The sequence below is a fragment of the Streptomyces sp. NBC_00354 genome, assembly GCF_036106915.1.
In the GTDB taxonomy this organism is placed as follows: domain Bacteria; phylum Actinomycetota; class Actinomycetes; order Streptomycetales; family Streptomycetaceae; genus Streptomyces.
Genome location: NZ_CP107983.1, coordinates 8,143,767 through 8,157,691, shown reverse-complemented (window position 1 = coordinate 8,157,691; position 13,925 = coordinate 8,143,767). Strand labels below are relative to the sequence as shown.

The following is a 13,925-nucleotide window of genomic DNA, read 5'->3' as shown; positions in this document are numbered from 1 at the left end:
CGGGCATGCACTGCCTCCCCACCAAGCCGTACTGGACGCCGTCCGAGCTTGAACCCGCGGGACGCCCATCACGACGAAGCTCGCCGACTCCGCACCCCGAGGCGCCCGACCGGACGAAGGCGGCGACCGCGACAGCGACAGCGAGCGAGACCATGAGCACCGCGCAGGCCACGGAGGCCGGCACCATGGCCGCGACAGCCACTACGGCATGCGGGCGGGGCAGCGGGCCACGGGCGGGCGTTCACCAGCAGGCCCGCCTTCTCCTCGCAGAGGACGTCCTTCTCCGGTCTATCCGGCCGCGCGCAGACGGGTGGCCGCTGCTTCGGCCTCCCGTACGACACGGTTCGTGTCGATGTCGACCAGCCGGCCGCCGAACTTCAGCGCCCGGCCTTCCACGAACACGGCGTCGATGTTCTCGGGCCGCCCGTTGAAGACGATCTGGCCGACCCAGTCGAAGCGCGGTGCGAAGTTCAGTGCGGCGGGATCGATGACGACGAGGTCGGCTCGCTTGCCGGGGGTCAGGGAGCCCACCCGGTCGGCGATGCCGATGGCCTCGGCGCCGCCCAGCGTGGCCATCCGCAGGACGTCCGGTACCTGCGGGAAGACCCCGGCGTCCGTCGTGCGGGCGCGTTGCAGGCCGATGGCCGTCTTCATCAGCGCGTGGAAGTCCGAGCTGTCGTTGGTGCCGCCGTCCAGCCCGAGCCCGACCTTGACGCCCCGCCGGCTGAGATCGGACAGCCGCATGACGCCGGAGGCCAGCCGCATGTTGCTCAACGGGCAGTGGACCGCACGCACATCGTGGTCGGCGACGGCCGCGATCTCGTCGTCGGTCAGGTGGATCGCGTGGTTGATCAGGAGCCTGGGACCCAGCGCGCCGATGTCCCTGAGGACCCCGATGGGATCGTCGGCCCGTTGCTCGGGGCGTTCCAGAACATGGGAGTTGAGCATGACTCCCATGTCCTGGGCGGCCTCCCAGTGTGCACGGTTGAGGTCTTGGACGGCCCGCGCCGCGTGCGTGGCGACCTGGAAGGAACCGAGTGGAACCGGGTCGACCAGTTCCTTCTTCACCTTCGTGACCAGCGTCGCGTCGGGGTGGGGCGGAAACATCGCGTAGGTGAACCGCACCCCGGTGCCGGCCAGGGCCCTCACGTAGCTCTCAATGAGGTCGTACGAGAAGATGTCCACCCAGTCCACGAGCGTGGTCACGCCCGACTGCACGGCGTCGAGGGCCGCGAGGCGCACGAAGCTGTGGAGCGCCGCGGGTGTCAGCCGGCCGCGCTGGGGGGCGGTACATCGCTCGAACCAGCCGAACAGGTCGCCGTCGGTACAGCCTCCGCGGATCACCGCCTGCCAGAGGTGGGTGTGGGTGTCGACGAAGCCCGGCATAATCAGCTTGCCCGAGGCGTCCACCACCCAGGCGCCGGGAGGCGGCGGGAGGGCCGTGCCGATGGCCGCGATAGTGCCGTTCCGCATCAGCACGTCGGCGTGCTCCACCGAGCCGAGGAGCCCGCTGCCTAAGGCCGGGTCCATGGTGAGCACCAGATCGGCCCCGCGGAGCAGGACCGTCCGGCCGACCGGGGCGGGCTGGTGGGCGGGGCTGCTGCGGGGTGCGGAACGGGCGGCGACGCCGAGGAGGAGCGGCGTGGCGGCAGCCACACCGAGGCCGGTGAGGAGCTCGCGGCGGCTGGGAGCCGACGGCGGGGTGGGGGCTGACTGCATGGCGTGTTACCTCCCGAGAGCTGAGAACGGAAGGCCCGCCCGGACGACGCGGTGACGGAGCGTCGAGCAGAAGCGGGAGACTACACGCAGCATGCCCAGCGAACAGCTTTTCGATAGCGCCTGCGGAAAACATTTTCCGTTTTCCGCTCCGGCCGATCCTGCAGGCGGACTCACCGCCGAGGACGACGGTATCCATCAGGCGGCCCGCCAACTACGGTTCCACAGGACCCGGATCCGGGCCGTGCGGGCAAAACCTTTCCACTCCTTGCCTGGAACGAGGTCGGCTCAGGGGGCGATCTCGAACTTCGGGGGCTTGAGCTCCTTGAGGCAGTCGGTGTTCGGGGCCGTGGGGGTGTCGAAGAAGGAGGCGGTGATGGATTGGGCGCACTTCGACGTGGCGAAGACCACGTGGGGTTCGTAGGGGACCGTGACGACGGTGGCTCGGGGCAGGGTACGGGCGACGTACGGCCCGTTGCCCGCCGCGGTCTGGGCGTCGAACCCGCCCGAGATGGCGAGGGTGGGTATGTCGCTCTTCGTGACGTCACGGATCGAGCGGGGCGCCGCGGGGACGTTCCAGACGTCGCAGTCCGGGCGGAGGGAGGTGAGCAGCGGGGCCTGGGCCTGTACAGACCGGGGGAACGACGGGAAGGTTTCCTTACCTGCGCGGAGTGCTTCGGCCTGGGTTTCGTACGGGGTCCACTCGCTGCAGAAGACGCCGTAGACGAGCCCGTGGGACAGCCGGCCGATGGCCTGGGGGCTGTACTTGCCACCCGCCCACTGCTCGGCGATCCGCTGGGGTTTGCCGTGCGCCAGTTCGTCGAGGACGCGGGGTACCTGGGGTGCCACGTGGGTGGCGGCGGTCATCCAGTTCACCAGGGCTCCGCCGTCCAGGACGACCTTCACCTGCTTTTGGCTGTCGGGGAGCGTGATGGTGGTGGTGACCGGTTTGGCTTCGAGTTCACGGACGAGCCGTTCGAAGGTGGCCGACACGTTCGGATAGCGCTTGTTGCACGCCGGCTGCTCCGCGCACGCCTTGAACAGGCCGTCGAAACCCTGCTTGGCAGCGCTCCATGTCACGGCTGACCCTCCGGTGGACGGCGGCAGGATGCCGTCGATGCCGACCGACCGGATTCCGTCGGGGTGCAGGCGCATGTAGACGAGCGCCAGCTGGGTGCCGTAGGAGATGCCGAACACGTTCCACTGCTTGAGGCCCAGCGCGGTGCGCAGGTCCGCGAGGTCGGCTGCGCTCTCGATGTCGTTGTAGGCGCTGAGGTCGGCCCCGCTCGCCGCCAGTTTGTCTCTGCAGGCCTTCGTGGCCGCGACGTGCTCGCGCTCGGTGGACGGCGCGTCGTAGACGAGGCCGGTCGCGCGCGCGTTGAACTCATCGATGTTGCGGCAGGTGAGCGCCGGGTCGGCCGAGTAGGTGCCGCGCTGGGACATGAAGATCACATCGCGGTCGCGGTTCAGGCCGCCGTCGACCGCCATCTTCGCCTCTCCGACCGCGTCGTCGCCGGGTCCGCCGGCCAACCACACGATCGGGTCGGGTTTGGGATGGGCGGCCAGCGCCGGCACGATCGCGACACCGAGCCTGATCGTTCGGCCGTTGGGCTTGGCCCGGTTCTCCGGCACGGTGAGCGTTCCGCAGCGGGCCCCCTTGAGCTCGGGTACCGGGTCGGCCGTCTTCGGGCAAGGGCCCGGCTCGAAGCGGGCGTCGCCCACGGTGCGGGCGACCGTGCCGGTCGCTCCTGCGGGCGTCTCCTCCTGCGCGCTCGCCGGCGCCGCGATCAGACCGGTGAGGAGCATCCCGGTCGCCGCTGCGGCCGACCTGGTGCGCAATCGACGTACCTGTGACCTTGCCATCGTTCCTCCCGGTCACTTCGGGGTGATCGTGAACGGTTCCCACCTGAGCCCCGCCACGCAGCCGGTGTCGGGCGCGGTCGGGCGGGTGAGGAAGGACGCCAGCACCTTCTGGGCGCACGGCGACTGCGGGACCACCCAGTGCCCGATCCCGGGCACCTCCACGGTGGTCGAGTGGGACAGCGTACGGGCCGCCTTCCGCGCCCAGCTGGCCCCGGTCTTCATGTCGAACGTCCCGTTGAAGAAGAGCGTCGGCACTGCGCTCTCAACGGCCACCCGCTGGGTCGCTGTGCGGTCCGGGACGTTCCAGATACGGCACATCTGGTCCTGGAAGGCCAGTTGAGGCGCCTGGGCCTGGACCGATGCCGGCCATTCGGGGAACGCTTCACGGCCCGCCTTCAGCACGTCGGACGGCGAGTGATCCGGCACCCATTCGCTGCACACCACCGACTGGGTCAGACCGTGGGCGGTCTGGCCTGCCACCTGGACCGAACCGGCGGCGCGGGCCCGGGCGAAGCGCTCGGGACGTCCGCGGCCGAGTTCGTCGATCGCCGCCGGGACGTCGACGAGCGGGATCGCCTTGGCGACCAGCAGGTTCACCAGTGCGCCGCCGTCGAGGACGACCTTCACCGGGTCTCCGCCCTGCGGCGGCCGGACGTTCAGTGTCAGCGGCCGGGCCTCCAGTTTGCGCACCTGCTCGTTCAGGGTGCGCTCGAGGTCCGGGTAGCGGCTCTTGCAGCGGGGCTCGGCCGCGCAGGCCTTGTAGAGGTTGTCGAGCCCCTCCCGGGCGTTGGCCCAGGCGAACGGCAGGGAGACGGACTGTGCAGGGGCGGCCGAGTCGAGCGCCACCGCGCGGATCCCCTGGGGGTGCAGGCGCAGGTAGGTCAGGGCCAGGTTGCTGCCGTAGGAGTGGCCGTAGACGTTCCACTGCTTGATGCCGAGCGCGGTGCGCAGGTCGGCGAAGTCGGCTGCGTTCTCGGTGCTGTTGTAGGCGCTCAGGTCGGTCCCGTCGGCTGTCAGGCGGTCCCGGCACTGTTTCACCGCGTCGAGCATGAGCCTTTCCGTCTGCGGTGCGTAGGAGGGGAGCCCCACGGATCGGGCGTAGAAGTGGTCCAGTTCCGGGCAGGCAAGGTTGGGCTTGTCGTAGAGATTGCCGCGCTGGGCCATGACGATCAGTTCGCGATCCCGGTTCAGGCCGGAGGAGACCAGGAACGGGATGTCGTCGAACGTTTCGCCACCGGGGCCGCCCGACATGAACACCACGGGGTCCTGGGCGGGCTTCGCCGAGACGGGCGGGATGACCGCCACGGCCAGCCGGATGGTCCGGCCGCCGGGACGGGCACGGTTCTCGGGGACCTCCAGGACACCGCACCGGGCGGTGGCCAGCGCTTCGATCGGTTCAGGTGTCCTGGGGCAGGGGCCGGGCACGAACCGCGACGCGGCGGCCGTCCCGGGCCCGCTGATGCCAGAGGTATCGGTGTGCGGTGGTGCGGCACCCGCCGGCGTCGCGCCGAGAGCTGCCAGGAGGGCCAGGGCAGCCCCTGCAACCGGCGCCCCGATATGGAAACTGTGCTCTGCCATGTGATCCCGTTCCTCTGCCGATCGACGGCTGCCCCGTCGGGCGATGCCGAGGCGGTGTGGGCGGAACGCACGTAACCAACGCTACCGGGTGGTCCGAGGGCACGCACAACGGCCACGACATCCGCTTCACCGGCGCCTGGCAATCAGCTCTCATGCCGGATGCCGTGTATGCGGTGCTCGCCGACGTCGGGGCCTGTCCCTCCTGGTGGTCTGCCTTCCGTTCGGTGCGACGGACCACGGTTGCGTGGCCCGCTTCACCGAACACGTCCGTACGGAAGGCGGCGCTGCGGCGCTGGATGCCAGGAGTGGGTACGCAGTCACGGGCATCCGTTCGCTCGGCTGCTGCTCCCGGCCCCCGCGTACCTCCGCTTCGACAAGACACTCGCCGTGACGGTGCTGCTGGCCGACCTCTGGCTCGTGTCGGGGATCGTCGTGCTCGGCTCGGACGGCATCTTCACCGAAGAGTGGATGGGCTACCCCGGCATGATGGATCCCGGCGGACAGGGCTACCAGGCAGGGGCGGTGAGCATGCTGCTTATGACGGCCTGGTGGAGCGCATCCGCCGCAGTCCTCGGACGGTGCTGGACCACGGCAGTCGTCCAGCTGACCGTTCTGCCGTTGTCGGCACTCTGGATCGCCTCGTTCGACACCTACTACACGTGATCCCGCACAGGAGCCGGGCGAAGAGCACGGCGAAACACGCTCCACTATTCCTGGGGCTACGGCTGGACTACTTACGGATCTCCAGCATGCCGCGAAAGACCTGCGGGTCAGCGTGCGGTCAGTGGAACGGTCGCGCTGCGCCTGGAGCGAAGGGGGGTGCGAGGGCCAAGCTGCCGGCCGACCGCGGAGCCGGCAGCTGCCAGTAGGACTCCGGGCCCGTCCGGGCCTCCACATATGCGAACAGCGGCTGTAGGTACGCGTACTTGGACTCGGGCGGGTCATGACGGCAGCGTGAGACCGGCCACTGACACTCGCGCCGCCGTGGCCGGTACCTGAGTCCCCTGCTGGAGGAGCGGCTGCCGCGGGCCGCCACCTTGACCGGCGCGCTCGGCGGCTTCCAGGATCCAGGAGCGGTCCGCGTGCCGGAACGCGGTGGCATCGGCTACGGCCAGGTGGCTCCTTCACCTGCGTGATCACGGCCGGTTCGGGGTAGCCACCCAGCATGATCACTGTTGGGGTCGAAGAGGAGTACCTGCTGGTCGACCCAGCCACGCTCCTTCCCACTCCGCTCGTGCAGGACGTGCGCGCGACGGCCCGCGTGGCGCCCATCGCGGAAGAGCGAGAGGTCCAGGACGAGCTGCTGCAGGCTCAGATCGAAGTCGCCACCCCCGTGTGCACGGCGCTCGAGGAGGTGGGAGGCCATCTCCTGCGGTTGCGCCACGCGGTCGCCTCCGCGGCACAAGCGAACGGCTGCCGCATCGCGGTCTCTGCCACCTCTCCGGTCAGGGACGCCTCGCCCGTACCCGTCACCAGCACGGCGAGGTATCTGAAGATGCAGGGAGAGGCCCGACAGCTGGTCGATGAGCAGCTGATCTGTGGGATGCACGTCCACGTGGGGATACCCGACCGCGAGACGGCGGTGGCCGTCCTGAACCGGCTGCGCGTCTGGCTTCCGACTCTCCTGGCCATGTCCGCGAACGGGCCCCTGTGGGACGGCCGGGACACCGGCTTCGCGAGCTGGCGAACGATCATTTTCGGCCGCTGGCCGATCAGTGGCCCACCGCCGCATTTCGAGGGGCTCGCGGACTACGAGGCGCGGGCCGATGCGCTGGTCGTACCGGGTGTGCTCCCGGACCGGGGGCAGCTGTACTGGCAGGCACGGCTCTCGGAGCGGTATCCCACTCTCGAGGTGCGCTGCTGTGACGTGCAGCTGGAGGCAGACGACGCGGTGATGCTCGCCGGCGTCATCCGCGGGCTCGCCGCCACCGCGATCGCGGAGGAGAAGGCGGGAGTCGCTCTGGCGCCGTGCCGACCGGAGCTCCTGCAAGCCGCGACGTGGCATGCCGCCAGGCACGGACTGGGCAGCACGCTGGTGGATCCGGCAGGCAGGCTGCAGAGCGGAGGGCACGTGCTGGGCGCCCTCCTGCGGCACATCCGCCCCGCCCTCGAAGAGAACGGTGATCACCGCGAGGTCACCTCGCTCGTTCACCGGCTCCTCCAGCGGGGAACGGCGGCCGACCGCCAACGCCGCGCCCTGGCAGGGGCCGGCATCACCGGGGTCGCAGCCCTGATCACCGCTGGAGCCACCACCCCGTGAACCGCCGGGTGCAGGCGCCGGATACGGCTTCACGACCCAGGCTGACCCGACCCGCCTGACCCCGGCTTCTTCGACGCCACCCGCCCAGCCGCCCGCACCCTGCGCGAACTGGGCATGAACCTCGCCACCGTCCGTAAGGTACTGGACCTCGAGCGCCCGAAGGCATCGCGTTCCGGCCCGACTCCGCCGTGCCATCACGCCGGCCAGAGCTCGACCCACGGCGCGCAGTCAGCGCGGCCCGGAGGTCCCGGACCGGGTGGACCCCCGCCGCCGCGTCGTCGTGACTCACGCTTCCTCCGTCCGTACTCGGCCGGTCGTGGCGCGGGAACGGGTCCCGCGCTGTGCGCCCCCGGCACCGGCACCGGCTTCCGCTTCGGCTTCGGCCCACTGATCCGTCTGTCTGGTCAACCGTCGCAGCAGCGCCCGTACGGCCGCGAGGTCGGCCTGCGCGAGCCCCTCCCCCATCGCCCGGTGCGCGGCGTCGGCGCGGACGGTGATCGCCTCCAGTGCCCGCCGGCCGGTGGGGGTCAGGGCGAGCAGGGGTGAGGTGCGGTGGTCGGGGTTGTCCCGGAATTCCGCGAGGCCGTCGCGGACGAGTTCGTTGGCGATGCGCTGCACGCCCTGGCGGGCGACCCCGAGCCGGCGCGCGGCCCGCGCCACGGGCAGGGAGTCCTCACTCACGACGCTCATCAGCTGCCAGCGGGCCTGCGTCTGCCCTTCCGCCGCCGCCAGCGCCTCCCCGGCGCGGCGCAGCGCGCCCGCAGCCTCGAATACGTCGGCCACGAGAAGGGCCAGTTCCTCCGCCATTCCTCCGGCTCCCCGATCATATTGGACAACATGTTGTCACTATGTCACCATCATGACATATCCGGCGCGCACCCCATCACGGCGCCCCCACCACCGGAGCATCAGGGAGACACCATGACCACCACCGACGCGGTCAGCCGCCTCCAGGCCGCCCTGGAACGGGGCGCCGCCGTCCGACCCAAGGTTGCGGGCTTCCCCTACCTGGCCGAGAGCCTGCGCAAGGCCGGCGTGACCCGTTGCCGCATGGCCGTCCCCGCCAACGCGTTCCTGTACCTGACCGAGCACGGCGACGTCGTGGTCCAGGGCGAACCGCTCGTCACCGGCTTCGCGCCGGCGCCGCCGTTCGACCGGGCGGCCCTGGTATCGGCCCTGCGTGCGGACCAGGCCGGGGAGACGACGTTCCCCGAGTTCGTCCGCGGCTGCTGGGACGCCGGCATCGTCTGGTACGACGTCGACACCACGGCCCGCACCTGCACCTACTACGGCACCGCCGGCGACTCCTACACCGAGGACTACCCGGCCGTCACACTGCCCTGAGCGCCGACCCGACGGATCCAGCAGGGGGAACCACGCCCCCACGGAGTCAACGGAGTTGCGGTGGCGGCAAGGGGTTTCGGCGTCGCCCACACGGGTCGGGGCCTGCTCAATGCTCGCGATGTGCCGGTTCCCAGAGGTCGGCTACCGGCCCTGCGGATCCCAACGCTGCCGGATGACCACCCAGCGCGTCAGGTACTAGAGGAACCGCAGGAACCGCCCCCTGCGGGAAATCTGGTCGAACACCGCCAACCAGTGCCGTAAGGTGGGGTTCACCGACGCGGGGTGGAGCAGCTCGGTAGCTCGCTGGGCTCATAACCCAGAGGTCGCAGGTTCAAATCCTGTCCCCGCTACCACACCAGAAGGGCCCGGATCCTCATTGGATCCGGGCCCTTCTGCCATGTGAACGACGCCGCGCCTCCCCCTGGTTGTGCAGCTCATCCCTCCCGCACCGCTGTCCCCCTGTCCAGAACTGCCGAGACGGCGGCCACGAGCCTGTCTCCCGCGCGGTCGACACTTCCGTTCTGCACGCTGACCTGGGCGCCTTCCAGCAGGAAGGTGATCTCTGCGGAGACATCATCGGGCGCGTGCGCGCCCGCCCGCTCGCACATGGCCGTGAGGCGACGCCGCTGATCGGCCTTGTGGTTCTCGATCAGCCGACGGGCCGGATGACTGGGGTCGGGCAGACCGGCGATGGAGTTCACGAAAGGGCAGCCCCTTTGGGCGATGTCCGGCAGCCCCTCCGCGATGAAACGTGCCACACCGAGCACCTGGGCCCGGCCATCGTCCGGATGCTCGGCTTCCACCTGGTCAAAGGCGGTTGCGTACCCCGCCGCGACGATCCTCAGCCACTCCTCGATCAGCGCGTCCTTGGTGGCGAAATGACGATAGAGAGCCATCTTCGTGGTCTTCGCCTGCTCGGCGATGGCCTGGACCCCGACAGCCCTGACGCCCTCACGAAGGAAGAGCTCCTCGGCCGCGTCGAGGATGCGCTCGCGCGGGGGGAGCCGGGCAACTCGCGAGTCCCGGCCCGGCCTCGGGGGGCTGCTCATCATGGTGCGCCTCGCTTCGGTCGCGTTGGCCGACGTCTCTCGAGCCATGTTACGTTACCGCCCACCCCCAAACGATACCGTTCGGTATCGCACAGGACCGATCGGAACGTAGGTGGAACGCCGTGGAGCTGCACGAATACACCCAGTACGACGCCGTGGGACTGGCCGGGCTCGTGGCTCGGGGAGAGGTGACCGCGGCGGAGCTCACCGGCGCGGCTCAGGCCGCGATGGCGGCCGTGAATCCACGGATCAACGCCGTCGTGGAGAGCTGGCCCGCCGAAGACACCCCGGTCCCGGGCAGCACACCCCGCTCGCAGGCGTGCCGTTCCTCATCAAGGACTTGGCCGTGTCGATGCAGGGCAAGCGCGTCGAGTTGGGCAGCCGCCTCGCCGCCGGCAACGTGGCAGAGGAGGACTCGTTCCTGATGCGGCGGTTCCGCCGGGCCGGTCTGGTGACGCTGGGCCGCACGGCTACGCCCGAATTCGCCTACAGCACCACCACGGAGCCGGTCCTGTACGGCGCCACCCGCAACCCCTGGGATCTCACCCGGACACCAGGTGGCTCCAGTGGCGGGTCGTCGCCGCCGGCATCACTCCCCTCGCGCACGCCACCGATGCGGCAGGATCGATCCGGGTGCCGGCCGCCAGCACCGGGCTGTTCGGGCTCAAGCCCACCCGCGGCCGGGTCTCCATGGGACCGGACGCCGACGAGGTCTTCAACGGCCTCGCGGTGCACGGTGGGCTCAGCCGGACCGTGCGGGACAGCGCAGCCCTGCTCGACCTGATCCAGGGCCCGGAGACCGGCGACCCCTACTTCGCGGAACGCCCCCGCCGCCCGTACGCCGAAGAAATCACCAAGGAACCCGGCCGCCTGCGCGTCGGCCTCGTCACCACCCCCTGGAGCGGGCGTGCCGTGGAACCGGCCGTGAGCGAGGCCACCCTGGCCGCCGCCCGGCTGCTTGAATCACTCGGCCACCAGGTCGACGTCACCCTCGTGAATCTCGGCGTGAGCTGGGAGGAGTTCGTCCTCGCCAACGCCCGGCTGTGGTCCGCGAACCTGGTGAAGTGGATCGACGGCTTCTCCGCGGCGTTCGGACGCCCCGTGGACGGGTCCACCGTCGAACCTGAGATGCTCGCGAGCTACCGGTGGGGACTCAAGGTGAGCGGCGCGGAGTTCGTGCACGCCCTCGACGTACGCAACCGGGTCGCCCGCTCGATCGGCGCCCATTTCGGGGACCAGGACGTGCTGTTGACGCCCACCCTCCCCGAGGTGCCGGTGACCCTGAACACCTACGGCCAGGGCGCGGAGAATGCTGACGGGCTGGGCTGGCTGGAGCACCTGTTCCACCGCTCGCCGTTCACCGCCGCTTTCAACGTCGCCGGCACGCCCGCAATGTCGGTGCCGCTCGCGTTCGACCCGGCGACCGGCATGCCGGTCGGTGTCCAGTTCGCCGCAGGCTACGGACGCGAGGACGTGCTGTTCCGGCTCGCCGCGCAACTGGAGAAGGCCGCGCCCTGGGCGGAGCGCAAGCCTGCCGTGTGGGCGGGCGCAGCCCCGTCCGCCTGATCCCCGCAAGCCCCTCGGCCCCGGCCCCGGCCTTTCGGCGGACCGCCAGGTCCGCACAGACCGGCGCACACAGTCGTTCCGTACGCTGGCGGTATGCGCATGCGCCCCACTCTGAGCTGGACCCCGACCGAGGGCCTACGTCCTGGCACTGCCGATCCCGAGCCGGTCGCCGATGCGCTGAGGACCGGGGGTGTGCTGGTGCTCAGCGGGGCGGGCATATCCACGGAGTCGGGCATCCCCGACTACCGGGGTGAGGGCGGGAGCCTGAGTCGGCACACCCCGATGACGTACCAGGAATTCACCGCCGATGCTCAGGCCCGGCGCCGTTACTGGGCCCGCAGTCACCTGGGCTGGCGCACGTTCGGCCGCGCCCGGCCCAACGCCGGGCACCGGGCTGTGGCGGCGTTCGGGCGGCACGGTCTGCTCTCGGGTGTGATCACCCAGAACGTCGACGGCCTGCATCAGGCCGCCGGCAGCGAGGGGGTGGTGGAACTCCATGGAGGCCTGGACCAGGTCGTGTGCCTTTCCTGTGGCACCTTCAGCTCCCGCCGTGAACTCGCCCAGCGGCTCGAGGAGGCCAATGCGGGCTTCGAGCCGGTGGCTGCCGGACTGAACCCGGACGGTGACGCCGACCTCACCGACGAACAGATCGGGGACTTCTCCGTAGTGCCCTGCTCGAAGTGTGGCGGCATCCTCAAACCGGACGTGGTGTTCTTCGGCGAAGCCGTTCCGCCGGGGCGGGTCGAGCGCTGCCGCGAACTGGTCGGCGAGGCGACCTCGCTGCTGGTCCTCGGCTCCTCACTGACAGTGATGTCCGGGCTCCGGTTCGTCCGCCAGGCAGCCCAGGCCGGGAAGCCCGTGTTGATCGTCAACCGCGACCCGACCCGCGGCGACCAGCACGCCGTCACCCGCGTCATGCTCCCCCTGGGAAAGACCCTCACCACCTTGGCCGACCGCCTGGACATCCCCGTCGACAGCCAGGCAGCCAGCTGAGCCGGGCTGAGGCCAGGGACCCAGGCGGGTCGGTCACCTGCGGCGGTCCGCCTCTTTCCGGTCCACACCGTCTTGACGGATCAGGAACGCTCCGCCTCGGCCGCCGCGATCTACCGAGACCGGCTCGTACGCGTCCGAACGACGACTCACCGCCGGTCTCCGCACGACCTGGCCGTCCAGCTTGTTTGGCAGCCGGAATTGCGGTCAGAAGCAAACGTACGGTTTGTCCCCATCCTCAGGAGTGATCAGCTGTGTCGAAGAGCCAGAAGAGCCGGGCCAAGGCCGAGCAGGCCAAGGGCAAGCTCAAGGAGACGGCCGGCCGCGCGGTGGACAACGAACGCCTGACCGCTGAAGGGCGCGCCGAGAAGACCAAGGGTGATGCCCGCCAGGCCAAGGAGAAGATCAAGGACGTCTTCAAGGGCTGACCCGTCAACTGTCGTCGTGGCCCCGGACCCAAGCGGCGCGGGGCCACGGCGCACGACGCACGGGCAACGGGGCAACGGGGCGCGCATCCAGCACGAGCTCTTGCGCGCGCAGGGAAGCCTCGCCGCCGTGGTCACCCACTGCGCGCGCATCACGACCGGCGGCTCCTCGACCTGAGCGCGGGCTCGGGAACACGGGCCGGTGCCCGGGAGGGGGCGGAAGAGCGCCTTCCGGTGCAGGGCGGTGGTCCCGTTGTCGATGGCGCCGTTGTGGAGGTTGTCGCGATGCCCGAAACCGAGCGGCCCGGACGGATGTCGCCCTTCGGGCGGATAGGCAGCGTGATCCGCCGTGCCCGGGCCGGGCGCCGCTGGGGGCGCGTGCGGGAAGTGGACCTGTGGCAACGCGCCCTGGGGTTCGCCGCGCTCGGGTTCCTGACGCTGGTACCGCTGCTGATCGTCATCACCGCGGCGGACGCCGCCGGCGGGCGCGGGTTCGCCCAATGGCTCGGGGACGGACTCGGCGTGTCGGCGACCGCCCGGGTCGAGATCGAGCGGCTCTTCGCCCTGCCCGGACAAGCGTGGCGGACCACGACGGCATTCGGCCTGGCCCTGCTCGCCGTGTTCGGCCTGTCGTTCGGCACGCTGCTGCAGAGCGGCTACGAACGGATCTGGGACCTTCCCCCAGCCCGCTGGTGGGCCAGATGGCGGCACGTGCTGTGGCTCGCCGTACTCATCGGCTTCCTGTACCTGTCGGCGTTCTCCCCGCCGTGGCGCGACTCCCCGGCCCGCGGCTACGTGACGTTCGGAATCGGCACGCTGTTCTTCTGGTGGTCCCAGCGACTGCTGCTCGCCGGCCGGATCCCTTGGACTGCCCTGTTCCCAGGGGCGGCAGCCACCATGATCGGGCTGCTCGGGCTCCGGATCTTCTCCCGGCTCGTCTTCTCGCCACTGATCGCCTCCAGCGCCGTCACGTACGGGCCCTTCGGAACCGTCCTCGTCATCCAGTCCTGGCTCGTCGCCATCGGCGTCGTCGTGTTCGGCGGCGCGCTCACCGGCCGATTGCTCCACGACGAGCTGCTGCGCCACGCGAACGCCGCTCACGGCGGCCGCTGAGGAGCCTTGGTCGACCGGACC

General features: G+C 70.4%; 11 protein-coding genes, 1 tRNA gene and 1 pseudogene. 8 read left to right on the top strand and 5 right to left on the bottom strand.

The features are described from left to right. Positions 1 to 288: 288 nt before the first annotated feature. The 3 genes from OHT74_RS37475 to OHT74_RS37465 form a co-directional block, all read right to left on the bottom strand. Positions 289 to 1,719 carry an amidohydrolase family protein gene (locus tag OHT74_RS37475; protein ID WP_328622758.1) on the bottom strand — a complete coding sequence of 477 codons (1,431 nt, stop codon included), beginning with the start codon at positions 1,717 to 1,719 and terminating at the stop codon, positions 289 to 291. A 285-nt stretch (positions 1,720 to 2,004) separates the two neighbouring features. Beyond that, positions 2,005 to 3,579, bottom strand: a complete 1,575-nt coding sequence (locus OHT74_RS37470) for an alpha/beta fold hydrolase (RefSeq protein ID WP_443047638.1) — start codon at positions 3,577 to 3,579, stop codon at positions 2,005 to 2,007. Positions 3,580 to 3,591: 12 nt separating this feature from the next. After that, positions 3,592 to 5,157: an alpha/beta fold hydrolase gene (locus OHT74_RS37465; RefSeq protein WP_328622756.1), complete on the bottom strand. Its 1,566-nt coding sequence runs from the start codon at positions 5,155 to 5,157 to the stop codon at positions 3,592 to 3,594. A 387-nt stretch (positions 5,158 to 5,544) separates the two neighbouring features. Here OHT74_RS37465 and OHT74_RS37460 point away from each other — a divergent pair, with 387 nt between their 5' ends. Continuing rightward, positions 5,545 to 5,820: a hypothetical protein gene (locus OHT74_RS37460; RefSeq protein WP_328622755.1), complete on the top strand. Its 276-nt coding sequence runs from the start codon at positions 5,545 to 5,547 to the stop codon at positions 5,818 to 5,820. 502 nt (positions 5,821 to 6,322) lie between these two features. Continuing rightward, positions 6,323 to 7,417 carry a carboxylate-amine ligase gene (locus OHT74_RS37455; RefSeq protein ID WP_328622754.1) on the top strand — a complete coding sequence of 365 codons (1,095 nt, stop codon included), beginning with the start codon at positions 6,323 to 6,325 and terminating at the stop codon, positions 7,415 to 7,417. A gap of 285 nt (positions 7,418 to 7,702) precedes the next feature. Here OHT74_RS37455 and OHT74_RS37450 read toward each other — a convergent pair whose 3' ends face one another. Beyond that, positions 7,703 to 8,224, bottom strand: a complete 522-nt coding sequence (locus OHT74_RS37450; protein ID WP_328622753.1) for a MarR family winged helix-turn-helix transcriptional regulator — start codon at positions 8,222 to 8,224, stop codon at positions 7,703 to 7,705. Positions 8,225 to 8,338: 114 nt separating this feature from the next. Between OHT74_RS37450 and OHT74_RS37445 the strand changes: the two genes are divergently transcribed. Both OHT74_RS37445 and OHT74_RS37440 read left to right on the top strand, forming a co-directional pair. Beyond that, the gene (locus OHT74_RS37445; RefSeq protein WP_328622752.1) at positions 8,339 to 8,761 is read left to right on the top strand and encodes a DUF1398 family protein; all 423 of its coding nucleotides are present in this window, start codon (positions 8,339 to 8,341) and stop codon (positions 8,759 to 8,761) included. A gap of 276 nt (positions 8,762 to 9,037) precedes the next feature. Next, positions 9,038 to 9,114, top strand: a tRNA-Met gene (locus OHT74_RS37440). A gap of 81 nt (positions 9,115 to 9,195) precedes the next feature. Here the strand turns inward: OHT74_RS37440 and OHT74_RS37435 are convergent. After that, on the bottom strand, positions 9,196 to 9,813 hold the full coding sequence (locus OHT74_RS37435) for a TetR/AcrR family transcriptional regulator (protein ID WP_328622751.1): 618 nt from the start codon (positions 9,811 to 9,813) through the stop codon (positions 9,196 to 9,198). Between the two features lie 119 nt (positions 9,814 to 9,932). Between OHT74_RS37435 and OHT74_RS37430 the strand changes: the two are divergent. From OHT74_RS37430 to OHT74_RS37415, 4 genes and pseudogenes are all read left to right on the top strand, one after another. Then, positions 9,933 to 11,376, top strand: a pseudogene (locus tag OHT74_RS37430) (amidase). 93 nt (positions 11,377 to 11,469) lie between these two features. After that, a complete protein-coding gene (locus tag OHT74_RS37425) occupies positions 11,470 to 12,369 on the top strand; it encodes an NAD-dependent protein deacetylase (protein ID WP_328622750.1) in 900 nt (299 codons plus the stop codon). A 251-nt stretch (positions 12,370 to 12,620) separates the two neighbouring features. Beyond that, positions 12,621 to 12,794, top strand: coding sequence for a CsbD family protein (locus tag OHT74_RS37420; RefSeq protein ID WP_328622749.1), 174 nt, complete (start codon positions 12,621 to 12,623; stop codon positions 12,792 to 12,794). A gap of 282 nt (positions 12,795 to 13,076) precedes the next feature. Next, positions 13,077 to 13,904: a ribonuclease BN gene (locus OHT74_RS37415; protein ID WP_443047637.1), complete on the top strand. Its 828-nt coding sequence runs from the start codon at positions 13,077 to 13,079 to the stop codon at positions 13,902 to 13,904. Positions 13,905 to 13,925 lie beyond the last annotated feature (21 nt).

What these genes read in the sequence shown, in the direction of transcription:
- OHT74_RS37475 (WP_328622758.1), bottom strand. Translation starts at nt 1,719, where the DNA reads ATGCAGTCAGCCCCCACCCCGCCGTCGGCTCCCAGCCGCCGCGAGCTC.
- OHT74_RS37445 (WP_328622752.1), top strand. Translation starts at nt 8,339, where the DNA reads ATGACCACCACCGACGCGGTCAGCCGCCTCCAGGCCGCCCTGGAACGG.
- OHT74_RS37450 (WP_328622753.1), bottom strand. Translation starts at nt 8,224, where the DNA reads ATGGCGGAGGAACTGGCCCTTCTCGTGGCCGACGTATTCGAGGCTGCG.
- OHT74_RS37425 (WP_328622750.1), top strand. Translation starts at nt 11,470, where the DNA reads ATGCGCATGCGCCCCACTCTGAGCTGGACCCCGACCGAGGGCCTACGT.
- OHT74_RS37470 (WP_443047638.1), bottom strand. Translation starts at nt 3,579, where the DNA reads ATGGCAAGGTCACAGGTACGTCGATTGCGCACCAGGTCGGCCGCAGCG.
- OHT74_RS37415 (WP_443047637.1), top strand. Translation starts at nt 13,077, where the DNA reads ATGCCCGAAACCGAGCGGCCCGGACGGATGTCGCCCTTCGGGCGGATA.
- OHT74_RS37455 (WP_328622754.1), top strand. Translation starts at nt 6,323, where the DNA reads ATGATCACTGTTGGGGTCGAAGAGGAGTACCTGCTGGTCGACCCAGCC.
- OHT74_RS37465 (WP_328622756.1), bottom strand. Translation starts at nt 5,157, where the DNA reads ATGGCAGAGCACAGTTTCCATATCGGGGCGCCGGTTGCAGGGGCTGCC.
- OHT74_RS37435 (WP_328622751.1), bottom strand. Translation starts at nt 9,813, where the DNA reads ATGATGAGCAGCCCCCCGAGGCCGGGCCGGGACTCGCGAGTTGCCCGG.